The organism is Lachnoclostridium sp. (assembly GCF_031997925.1).
Lineage (GTDB): Bacteria > Bacillota > Clostridia > Lachnospirales > Lachnospiraceae > Lachnoclostridium.
On sequence record NZ_DAMADT010000007.1, the window covers coordinates 136,659 to 149,282 of the forward strand.

Genomic DNA, 12,624 nt, shown 5'->3' on the forward strand with positions numbered 1-12,624 from the left:
GCAGTTACGGAAAAAACATATGAAGGTTTGGCTGCAGATTCTGCTTTTATTAGAAAAGATGACCCAAATGCAACATTAATTCCTGCAACAGAAGTAATTGCAGATCAATTAAAGTTAGACAATGAATGGTATCAAAAAGGATATATTCGTAAGGATATCGCAACTGTAACAGATAATTCTGCTGATGTAAAAGCAAATCGTTATGTATGTACATTAAGTTCTTATAAACCAGGTTGGGGTGCAGAATTTACATCTAGACAAGGTGTTGAATACATAGCAGTTCCAATTGAAGGTGCCTACATCAAAGCTATATCAGGTATTGAAACTATGACAGCTATCAATGTTAACTCTAAAAATCCAGAAGCTGCTATGAAATTATTAAATTTAGTTTATACAGATAAAGAGATTTTCAATGAATTATTATTTGGTTTAGAAGGAACTCACTATACTAAGACTGGTGAAAACTTTGCAGAACCAGTAGCAGATTCTAAATACAATTATAGTGCATATGCATGGAGAGTAGGTAACCAATTCAATGCTTGGTATCTACCAGGACAAGTGGATGGTACTTGGGAAGAAACTGATAAGTTAAACAATACAGCTCAAGTATCTGTGTTAAGAGGATTTACTTTTAGTCCAGCTAATGTGCAGGCAGAATTAGCACAAGTTGCAGCAGTAAAAAAAGAATATAAAAATGCTCAATATACGACAAAAGATATTGATGCATATATTACTGAGTATACTGATAAGTTAAATCAAGCAGGATTACCAAATATCGTAAAAGAATTACAAACACAAATCGATGCGTGGAAAAATAAATAGGTATTAAGGATTAATTTAAATACACCATTCTATTACCATTTAGAATGGTGTATTTTTTAACATATTCAAATGCGTGCAGAGCACGCAGATGGAAGCCTAGAGTGAAAGAAAAATAATTTTTGAAAGGTTGCCACGATGCATTCTTTCACTTTTTTATTAGTGGTAATATGGTAATTCAGCCATATGTAATGGGTTAAAATATGAATTGGCAAGATAATATAGAGTGGGCAAATAGCTTATTAGAGAGAATTGAAGCAAAATATAGCAAGATTGTAGAACGAACCAAAGTAGATTTTTTCCCTTATACAGTAAAAGATAATCATATGGTAGCGTACGAGTCGGATGACAATTACGATTGGTGGACCAATGGATTTTATCCAGGAATATTATGGGAATTGCATTTGCAATCTGGAAAAACTAAATATCAGGCTTTAGCAGAGCATTATGAAGAGTTATTAGATAGGCCACTTCATAGTTATGAGGGATTACATCATGATGTAGGCTTTATGTGGCTTACCAGTGCAGTAGCAAGTTATCGTATCACTGGTAATAAGCAATCAAAGAACAGAGGGCTTTTGGCTGCCAGTGTATTAGCATCTCGTTATAATATAGAAGGAAACTTCATTCGTGCATGGAATGGAGATGGGAATACCGGATGGGCAATCATTGATAGTATGATGAATTTGCCAATATTGTATTGGGCTAGTGAAGAAACAAAGGATCCAAGATTTACTTATATAGCAAAGCGCCATGCAGATAAGGTGATGGAGAATTTTATACGTGAGGATGGAAGTGTAAGACATATTGTGTCTTTTGATATAAAAGATGGTCATATGATAGAGGAATTCGGAGGCCAAGGATATAGCGTTGGGTCAGCATGGACCAGGGGGCAAGCATGGGCGATTTATGGATTTGTATTAAATTATTTACATACGAAAGATGAAAGATATTTAATGACATCCAAAAAAGTTGCTCATTTCTTTTTAACGAATATGACTGTGGAAGAGGATGGGGTACCGCCATGTGACTTTAGGTCGCCAAAGGAGCCAATTTATAAGGATACAACAGCAGGAGCAATTGCAGCATGTGGATTATTAGAGATTAGTATGGTAGTACCAGAGTATGAGAAAGGTATCTACCTTGAAGGTGCAATAAGAATTTTAAAAGGTATTGAAACTAACTTCTGTAATTTGAGTTTCGATACGGATAGTTTGGTTGAATACGGAACTGAACGATATGGAAAAGGAACCAACATTCCAATCATCTATGGAGATTACTACTTTATTGAGGCACTTATGAAAATAAAGGGAAATGATATTTTGTTTTGGTAAAAGTATATCACGCGCCAAGTTTGTGCTGCGCCAAACTTGAGCCATTAGTTGCTCCTAAAGATAGTCGCAGCATGGAGGCTAACTATGAAGAATATTAAATTTGAAACTAGACAAGATTACATACAAGCGCTCGGGGAAATGTGCGCCCCTGTAGAAAAGTATTATTCTAAAGGTAAGGCATTTATTCAGACTGGTTATACAGGAACACATTATGGAAATAAAACCATAGGCTTAGAAGGGTTTTCTAGAGTTCTTTGGGGGTTAGTACCTTTATGGACAGGTGGAGGTTCTAGTTGTTTAGATTCCAATGTAATAGAGGGAATAAGAAATGGGAGCAACCCAAAACATGAAGAATATTGGGGGGATTATCAGGATGGAGAACAAGCTTATGTAGAAATGGCTGTTTTTGGACTTGGCTTATTAATAACGCCCAATAAAATTTGGGAACCATTATCAGAGCAGGAAAAATGTAATTTTAATCAATGGTTATCACAAATAAATTCCCATCGAATATCCGATAATAACTGGCTCTTTTTCCGAGTTTTAGTAAATTGTGGTCTAAAAAATGTAAATGCAGTTTATAACAAGGAACAATTAGAAACTGATTTGGAGCGTGTTGATGACTTTTACCTAGGAGATGGGTGGTATTCCGATGGACTAACCAATCAAGTGGATTATTATATTGGCTTCGCATTTCATTTTTATGCCATGATTTATGCAAAAGTTATGAAAAAGGAAGACCCTATAAGAGCAGAAAAATATGTTGAACGTGCCAAACTCTTTGCGAAGGATTTTATCTATTGGTTTGGTGAAAGAGGGGAAGGATTACCTTTTGGTCGTTCCTTAACATATCGCTTTGCACAATGTAGTTCCTGGAGCGCCCTTGCATATGCAGATGTTGAAGCTTTGCCTTGGGGAATTATTAAAGGAATTGTCAATCGTCATTTTAGGTATTGGTTTCATAATCCAATCTTAGATGTAGAGAATAAATTAACTTTGGGATATGGTTATCCAAATCTTACTGTGGGAGAGGGGTATAATTCGCCAAACTCTCCATATTGGGCATTTAAAAGTTTTCTGGTGCTTGCATTAGACGAATCCCATCCTTTTTGGCAAGCGAAAGAAGAACCTTTACCAACCCTAGAGGCTACCCGCTTCTTAAAACATCCAAGAATGATTATTCAAAGAGGTACCGATGGTTATTTAACAGCCCTTACTTCTGGACAATATGCGGAATGGGAACCTGTTCATTGTGCTGAAAAGTATGAGAAATTTGCCTATTCTAGTTATTTTGGATTTCAAACCCCTAGATCTTATTACCATTTAGCCCAGGCAGCACCTGATAATATGCTAGCTTTTTTAAGAGATGGTTATTATCACGTAAGAAGAAGATGTGATGAGATATGCGCGGAAAAAGATAAAATCTATTCCAAATGGAGACCAATGACGGGGGTTACTGTGGAAACAGAGATTATTCCATGTGGGGCTGGCCATATAAGAAGGCACAAGGTACATGCAACCAGTGCTTGTAAAGCAGTTGAGGGTGGTTTCGCATTACCAATTGATGAAATAGGAGAATTTGAAAGTAGAATTGGTGATAATCTATCATCAGAAGTCAAAGCGTCTGTGCTTCTAACTGGACAAAAGGGAAGTAGTAAAGTGGAATTAATACATGGAGAAGGAAAAGGTAATTATATTTTATGTGAAGCAAATGTAAATCTACTCCATCCAAGAACAGTACTACCTTATCTAGAATATGAAATTTCTGAGGGTATCACAAACATAGAAGTTTATATAGAAGGGATTCCAGGAGATGAATGTAAATAATAAAATGGTAGCTATCAATGAAGCGGAAGCAATATTTTACCCAGCTTTTGATAAATATTTGTGTGATGATAATCAAATGCAAAGTAATAATTGCACAATGGTAAGATTATGGGACACCCTGAGTTTTAGTGGGAGTAGAGAATTTTCTATTCAGTTTAATGGAAAAGTGGATTTATACGGATATGATAAGATACTATGCTTTATTACTGTTCCAGTTCAAGTAATAGTAGAAGGAAGAGCTATAATTGATGGAAAAGAAACTATTATCTTTCAATCTACAAAAGGGGATACCGCTCCAATTGAATTAATAAGTCCTATATTAAAAGAAGTAGATAGTCATAGTATATTAGAAAAAATAGAATTAAAGTTCTCTTCTAGTGGAAATAGGAATGTAGTTTTACTTAGTTGGTTTGGGGCATCTACTTCTACAAAGGAGTATCTGATAGAAGAATCTTTACCAAAGAAAGATAGTCAGTGGAAAGGTCTTTTAAATAGTAATACGGTAGGAAAAATTAATAACAATCTAGTGTTTTCAGAAGCGGAAGCAATTGAACTTAAAAAGTATATTTTAGCAGATGAATCTTTAAAAAATAAGATTATTAACAATGCAGAAAGAAGTATGCACATCGAGCCAGAAAAGGCAATCCGTGAATTTGTACCTGTAAGTAATCATATGTATCGATTTGTGCGAGTGCGTGACAGGGGTAGAGAAAATTTTGAAGACCATATTTTGAATCTAGCAATCGGTGGGTATGTATTAGAAGAGGCTAAATATAGTAACTTAGCTGCAAGAATGATACTTTCCTTGCTTTATATGAAGTGGTTTGAAGGACCAACTTGTTGTATGGAAGGTTCTACGTTCCATCATGTATGTTTTACTGAAGATCACCTATCTTCTCAAGTATGTATTGCCATGGGGTTCTTAGGAGATGTATTTACAGAAAAAGGGATAGAGAAAATTGTTAATAAAGTCGAAGATGCCTGGAAATGGGTTACTAAAAAGTGTGAGGAGCAAGGCTACCGTAGTTTTATGAACCAAGGCATTGTTGGTAACCGAGGAGCAATACTCGGAGCTTGCTTTTTACAGCTTTATAGGGGCGGATATGAAAGGTATGTGGAAGAAAGCTATCAAAGACTCAACCAAATAGTAGAAAATTATCTAAGTAAAGATGGTCATTGCGCAGAGGGTATACATTATTTTGAATATTCCTTTACCGCTGCCATTATGCTTTGGCATGTATATGCTAAAATGACTGGAAAAGCGCTTAAGGAAATTGTTCCTCAGTCTTTTATAAATTCAGGAGCGTACTTAGAAGCCGTTTTTTCTACTACAAGTACCTGTGGTGCTAAAATTCCACTGAATTGTGGATCAGGAAAAGAGATTGAAACATTACTTCTTATCTTTATGATAATGGAATGTGATTTTGAAATAGGAAAAACTTATCTAAAGGAACGTTTATTAAAACTAGAAGAGAATTCGGTTACTACTTCTTTTGATACATTATTCTATGAATTATATAGAAATAAGCTAGCCATGGATAGCTTGGTAGAAGGAAACACGAGTACCAAAGAAATCTTATTTCATGAAGAAGGACTAGCAGCTTATCAGTTTGAAGAGGGTAAATTGGTGGTATCTGCAGAACGAAATCCATTTACCGCACATTTTCATGAAGATAGAGGCCAAATTGTATTAGAAGTAGGAAAGCAAATATTACTACCTGATTTGGGTACTACAAGTTATGCCAATCCTGTGTGCATTTTAATGGAGAAAAAAGAGTATCATAACTTGGCATGTCCGATGGATCTTCCTATGCAAGTGGCAAGTAAGGTAGGAATTATGGCGGCAAGAAATGCAGCTTATAATTTGGACCAAACGTTAACAAAAGAAGATATGAGAATACCTGAGGCGAAGATTTTGTATACGGAAGAGACACAAGATGGTTATCAATTTAGCGTAGAAACAGGTATGCTCTATGGTCCTAATATAAAAGGATTTAGAACAGGAACCTTAAAACCAAAAGAAGCTATCCTTAGGTTACAAGATGAATGGTGTTTTGAAGAACAACATCCATTACTTATTACTTATCTATCCTATGATCCATGGGTGATTAAGGAGAATATTGCAACTACGAAGCTTTTCAACATTAATTTTGTATCGAAAGAAAAAATGATGTTTGAAGTTGAGGAGAATATGGTGGATTGGAACGAAAAGCCTGTGTTTGTATTGCATGTGGTTGTTGAATCTGCGAAATGTCATGAAGTAATTAGTACAATACAATGGAATGCGGGTTGTTAACTTCGCATAGACCATAAGAGTAAGAGTAAATTCTAAAAAATATAATTTTAGAACATATTAATTTTAGAAAATATTAATTTAGAAAGGTTGCCACGATGTGATTCTTTCACTCCTTTTTATATGTGGCAGTATGGCAGGTAACTCTGTCGTATTTTGGTGTATATGATGTTAACTGAATTAGAAAACCTTGGTGGTTTTAAGGATGCACTTAATTATGGATTTTCACAAGATGCTACAGGAATAGAGAATAGAGATGCATTACAAAGAGCTGTAGATGATGGAGGTACAATTGTAATAAGTAAGCCTGGTGTTTATAAATTAGCAGGAACTGTTTTTCTTGGTAGTCACACCACTTTAAAATTTGGTAATCAAACTTTCATCAAAAAGGTAGATGAAGAAGGTTGTTTTACCCATGTATTTTTAAATAAAGGCGCTTTAACAAAAAATTATGATACAGGTATATGTATTGAAAATCTCAACGTAATAGTAAATGGAATGGATGTTCGCAACTTTTTAGTAGAAGGTCTTCATGGACAAATTTCGTTTTTTTATGTTAAGGATTTAAGAATTACAGGATTCCGCTGTATGGATCTTGGGAAGAAACAATATGGAATACATATTTGTACTTTTGAAGATGTGATTGTAAAAGATATGATTATAAAAGGCGATAAAGACGGGGTACATTTAGGAAGAGGAAAAAGATTTTTAATTAGTGAAGGTATATTTGATACCTATGATGATGCAGTAGCGTTAAATGGACACGATTATGATGTTGGAAATCCTGAACTAGGATGGATTGAAGATGGTGTTGTTGAGAAATGTCAAGATTTAACTCATGATGGAAAATGTACAGACGGTTATTTTTGTAGAATACTAGCGGGAGCGTGGGTAGATTGGTATCGTGGTATTAAATTACAAAAATCAGATACCGTAGTTGCAAATGGGAGGCTGTACCGTGTTAAGGCAGAGCCAGATGGAACAGAATATATCTCAACTATTTGCCCTAGCCATGAAAAAGGGATTGAGGTTATAGAAGGAATTCATTGGGTAGTAGTTCAAGAGGATGTAACCTATACTGCAGGTGTAAGGAATGTTACTTTTAGAGATATTTATTTACACAAGCCAAGAACTGGTTTTTCCGTTCACTTTGACAATGATAGGTATAGTAGATCCTATTATCCAGGAGCAGAGGTTCCCCATCAAGAGCAATTAATATTTGATGGTATTCGTGTTATCCATAATGAGGAAGCACATATGATGGAAATTGGAACTCCAGTAGATATTATTCATATGACCAATTCCAGCCTAAGAAATAGTACAATACTATTCCATGGTAACAATGCCTTAGAGGATTATGAGGAAACAAAAATAAATATATGTAACAGTATTTTTAATGGATTGAAGCAATCGGAGTTAATCGTTAATACTGTGGAAAATAAAAAATTGGATATACAGTTTACTGGAAACATTGAAATGTAGATTCCCAAAATATCGCATTAACCAGTAGGAAAGGAACAGCCATCTATATGAAAAAAGTCATTATAGTATTTAAAAGTCATTTTGATATGGGGTATACAGACCTTGCAGAAAATGTTTTAAAGAATTATTGTACTGGGATGCTTTCTGATATGCTAGATACCTGTGAAGCAACTAGGGAAAAACCAATTGGAGAACGCTATGTATGGACAATGCAGGCTTGGTTACTGACCTATATGCTCTCTTCTCCATACACTAGTGATGAAAATAAGGTACGTGTTGAAGAATGTATTCGTGGTAATCAGTTAGTGTGGACACGGACACCGTTTACTGTGCATACAGAATTTTCTGGTATTGAGGAACTTGCTAGAGGGTTCAAGTATTCAGATGCGCTTACTGATTCGTATGGTTACAGACCAAAATCAGCGAAGATGACCGATGTACCGGGACATACCACCTATCTGGCATCACTTCTGAACAAACAGGGTGTAGAGTTTCTGCATTTGGGATGTAATCCTTGTTGTACACCACCTGATGTACCACGTCTGTTTTGGTGGCAGGGGCCGGATGGGGGAAGAGTACTGACGATGTATAGCAAGGGACAGTATGGTTCTTCCTTATTACCACCAGATGATTGGGAATATCCTGTTTGGCTTTCACTTGCACAGACAAATGATAATAAAGGCACCTTGTCAAATGAACAGGTCAAGGAACTTTTAGATAAGGCACGCAAAGAAATGCCTGATACAGAAATTGTGATCGGTACATTGGATGATTTTTACAATGAACTTTCACAGTGTCAGCTAGATGAAATCCCAGTTGTGACAAAAGATCTAGCAGATACCTGGATTCATGGAGTAGGTAGTTATCCAAAAGAAGTGAGCGAGATTCGAAAGACACGCCATGAGCTTTGTGAGGCGGAAAAGGAATTGGCTCTTTGTAAAGCTTATGGTCTGCTTACGGAGGAGGAAATTACAACCTACACATTAAAGATAGAAGAAGCCTATGAACAAGGATTATTGTTTGATGAACATACATGGGGAATGGCAGGGCTTACCTCGCTTGGCACGAATAGAAAGTTTTTAAAGAAGGAATTTATGGAGGAAATTAATCTTCCAGGACCAAAATTGGCTGAACAGTCATGGGATGAGCAACGTGTACATACTGCCTCCATGAATAGACTAACCAAGGAAATTTCCACGTTTTCAACCCGGAGACTTGCGGATTTTGTGCTTAAGAATGAAGATGAAATTATGGTATTCAATGGCATGTCATGGACTCGCAGCGGTATCACAGATTTGACATTTGCGGCAAATTTACTAGAGGGATATGATCTTTTTGATGGAGATACCAATGAGAAAATTTCCATTTGGAGAGATGATGAAAAACTCATGTCTTTTGTTGAAAATATTCCTGCAATGAGCTGGAAGATATTGAAACTCAAAAAGCGCAGTGCGGTTTCTAGTGAAGGGAAAACATTAGGCAAAGAAAATGTTCTAGAGAACATACGCTTTAGAATCGAGGTTGACCAGCAAAACGGTAGTATAAGTTCTATCTATGATAAGAAAAACAACTATGAATATGTTGAGAAAAATCAGCCTTTTGGACAATACAGTTATGATGTATATGGTGATCAAAGCGAAAAACGCTATATAAACAGTTATGTGTACCGTTTTGTTGCATGGGTGATTGATGATCTGTGCCGTATCAATATGCCAGAACAGGCAGATTTGACGTTTACACCAACTAATTTTTCTATTGAACGCTGTACTGAGGAAGGTCGTAGTGTCTTAAGATGGCGTAGTGAGATTAATGATAAAAGTTTATCCGATTTTGGAAATGCGACTAGTGTTGAATTTAAACTTTCATTATATGATGCCCAGGATGTAATTGATTTTTCTGTGAAATTACACGATAAACAAGCAACTCCTTTTCCAGAAGGTGGAAGTATTTCTTTTCCATTTGCTATGGATGGATGTAAGATTGAAATCGGTAAAATCGGTCGCGTTATAAATCCAGAGGAAGATGTGGAAAAAGATGCGAACCATGCATTATATTGCTGTGAAAACTGGATGAGTATTACAGGTAATAATGCTGGAATGCTTGTTGTTCCATTAGATACTCCATTGTTTGGAATTAATTCAAAGGGTATTTATGAGTTTTATTCACAACGAGACAGTGTTACTCCTCATATATATTTTAATCTTTTCAATACTCAATGGGGGACAAACTTCCCACAATGGATTGATAAAAATCTTTCTTATTCCTTCCGTTTCCTCCCATTGACTGGATTAGAGACGACAGGTGAAAAGCAGAGACTTGCCTTAGAAGCTTCAGCTCCTATATTGGCGGCATCCAAAAAGGCGTCCTTTGTAGGTAGTCAGGTTATACTATCTGCACAACCTTCCTTGATAGAGAGTGAAACATTTCGAATTCTTTCTATGCAATCCAAACCAGGTACAGATACAGTCCTTGTTCGCCTGATTGATTTGGAAGGGAAAAAAGGAAAGGCTGACATACGGTTTAATCATGCTGTGAAATCGGTTCGTTTAGTTTCTATGTGTGATGACCGCTGTGCAGATGAGAGACAGACGCTTTTTGAGGGTATCTATACACTGGAAACAATGCCTTTTGAAATTCATCTGCTTGAGCTTTCGTTAGTTAGATAATTTGTGTTCGTATGATTTTGTAAAATATTGATTTGATGCACAGAACAAATAGTATGTATTTTATAATCATTCAAATTTGGAATTACTTCTATGTTACATGAAGAGGTATTATCATTTTTCAGTAACAACTTAAAAGGGTTAAAAGAGGCGCAACAACTATTAATTAGTGTTGCGCCTCTACTATCTAAAAATTATTATCTAGCCACTTTGCTTTTCTTTTAAAGTTATTGTTTGTTAACCAATCCTTTTAGGAATCCTATTCAGTATATTACGTACTCTGGCTACCGATTTGTGCCGTACGCTGGTTATGGGTATGTTCTTGATAGCGGTGAGATATGGAAAGTACGGTTCTGCCTTGCGTGGCTCGATCCAGTGCACCTAGAATCCGACGCTCCGTATCGCTGTCAAGATTTGCAGTAATCTCATCTAAAAGAAGAATTTTAGGACCAGCGACTACAGCTCGCGCAATAGAGAGCAGTTGAAGTTGCCCCTGCGAAAGGGCTATCTTTTCCGCAGGTGTGTCATATCCATCTGCTAGCTCCATGATACTCTCATGTAATCCAACAAGCATCGCAGCAGCTTCCACCTGCTTTTTGCTGATGTCAGGATCAAACAATGAAATCTGTTCTGCCACTGTGCCCGATACCATATGAAAGGACTGCTCTACATAGCCAAATAGCTTTCGCTTTTGGGCATCAGGGATTTTATCTGCGTCCACACCATTCACAACTACTCGCCCTTCGTTCGGGCTATATAGTCCCATCAACAAACGAAAGATGGTGCTTTTCCCTGCTCCAGTTCTTCCCACGAGAGTTACGGATTCACCACTTTTTACTGTAAAGCACAGGTCACTTAATACGACATTATCGTTGTCATAACGAAATCCCACATGGTCAAGGCAAATACAAGACTCAGTGTTTTTTGTAAGTTTTTCAGCCGCAAGAGAGTTATCTGTTTCTTCCCGTTCTGGCTCCTGCAAAAATTCATTAATTCTCTTAACCCCTGCAATAGCAGATTGAATATTTTGAATTTCCATACCGATGCTCTCCAGCGGTTCAAAAACCTTACTCACATAAGCGATGATGGCTACAGCCGTACCAACGGTGATACCGAAGAATTGCTGTATTTCTCCGCCCATTGCAGCACATATCATCATCACTGCAATGACGCAGGAGCTAATAAAGATGACAATGGGAGAATAGATGGAATCGTAAAGGTTTGATTTATCCATAGCCTGGTAGCTTTCTTCGATATAATCATCGTATTTTTGCTCCATATATTTTTGACGGAATAGGGTACGAATCATACGGATATTGCGGATTGTCTCAGGTACATGGTTGTTAACCTTACCCACAGCGACGCGATTGACAAGCTGTGCCTTTAGCGTCCTCTTCTGAAACAAGCGAGTCATTGCAAACAGCAGCGGCGTAATTAGAAGAATTATCATACCAAGTCCCGTACTTTTATAAAATATGACCACCAAAATACTAATTACTTTGCAGGCATCAGCAAACATACTGATGATTCCATTCGTAAACAGGGAATCCACCACATCCACGTCATTTACAAACCGTGAGGTAATTATTCCAGATTCATTCTTAGAAAAATAACCCGCAGGCAAACGCTGGAGCTTTGCACACATTTCACTTCGCAGACCATGAGTAACCCTTTGTCCAAACATAGTAATCATGACATTCTGTCCAGACTCTAATAATCCTGAAATAGCAAGTAACCCTAAGTAAGAGAGTGCAAGATAGAGCGGAATTTGCTGCTGTGCAGTCAGGTTATTGACGATGCGTTCTAAGACTAAGGGAGGGAAAAGAGCCGCAGCAATTGCACCTGTTATAGTGAGAATAGTTAAAAAAACCTTCCATTTGGAAGCAGATATAATTTTATACAACACAGAACCAAGACTGTTCTTATCCTTCATTCTGCTCACCTCCTACCACTTGTGCATGATACAGTTCTGCATAGGTCTCATGTTCCAGCATCAACTCAACATGAGTGGAATAGATACCTTTTCCTCCATTTAAAAATAGCACATTATCAAATTTAGAAAACAAACTCAACCGATGAGAAAAGAGAATAACGACCTTATCCGCTGCAAGCGTACGTAGGTTCTCAAAAATTTCTTGTTCCGTTTCACGGTCAACTGCGGAAAATGGATCGTCTAAAATTAAAATATGCTGTGCGTTATAGAGCG

Annotated in this window: 7 protein-coding genes and 1 pseudogene; 6 read left to right on the top strand and 2 right to left on the bottom strand. The window is 36.8% G+C overall.

What is annotated here, in order from left to right:
- The 6 genes from RTP52_RS07275 to RTP52_RS07300 all read left to right on the top strand — a co-directional run.
- A partial coding sequence (locus RTP52_RS07275) for an ABC transporter substrate-binding protein (protein WP_312370187.1) occupies positions 1-822 on the top strand: 822 nt, incomplete at its 5' end.
- A 200-nt stretch (positions 823-1,022) separates the two neighbouring features.
- The gene (locus RTP52_RS07280; protein WP_312370189.1) at positions 1,023-2,153 is read left to right on the top strand and encodes a glycoside hydrolase family 88 protein; all 1,131 of its coding nucleotides are present in this window, start codon (positions 1,023-1,025) and stop codon (positions 2,151-2,153) included.
- Positions 2,154-2,237: 84 nt separating this feature from the next.
- Positions 2,238-3,980: a DUF2264 domain-containing protein gene (locus RTP52_RS07285; protein ID WP_312370191.1), complete on the top strand. Its 1,743-nt coding sequence runs from the start codon at positions 2,238-2,240 to the stop codon at positions 3,978-3,980.
- Positions 3,967-6,276, top strand: coding sequence for a hypothetical protein (locus RTP52_RS07290; RefSeq protein ID WP_312370194.1), 2,310 nt, complete (start codon positions 3,967-3,969; stop codon positions 6,274-6,276). The genes RTP52_RS07285 and RTP52_RS07290 overlap by 14 nt, the downstream gene beginning before the upstream one ends.
- Before the next feature lie 165 nt (positions 6,277-6,441).
- Positions 6,442-7,755 carry a hypothetical protein gene (locus tag RTP52_RS07295; protein WP_312102211.1) on the top strand — a complete coding sequence of 438 codons (1,314 nt, stop codon included), beginning with the start codon at positions 6,442-6,444 and terminating at the stop codon, positions 7,753-7,755.
- A gap of 47 nt (positions 7,756-7,802) precedes the next feature.
- Complete coding sequence (locus RTP52_RS07300; protein ID WP_312370195.1) at positions 7,803-10,421, top strand: glycoside hydrolase family 38 C-terminal domain-containing protein; 2,619 nt, start codon at positions 7,803-7,805, stop codon at positions 10,419-10,421.
- Positions 10,422-10,689: 268 nt separating this feature from the next.
- Here RTP52_RS07300 and RTP52_RS07305 read toward each other — a convergent pair whose 3' ends face one another.
- Complete coding sequence (locus RTP52_RS07305) at positions 10,690-12,351, bottom strand: ABC transporter ATP-binding protein (protein ID WP_312370197.1); 1,662 nt, start codon at positions 12,349-12,351, stop codon at positions 10,690-10,692.
- Positions 12,341-12,624 (bottom strand): annotated as a pseudogene (locus tag RTP52_RS07310) (ABC transporter ATP-binding protein); the annotation flags it as partial. The gene RTP52_RS07305 and the pseudogene RTP52_RS07310, both read right to left, overlap by 11 nt.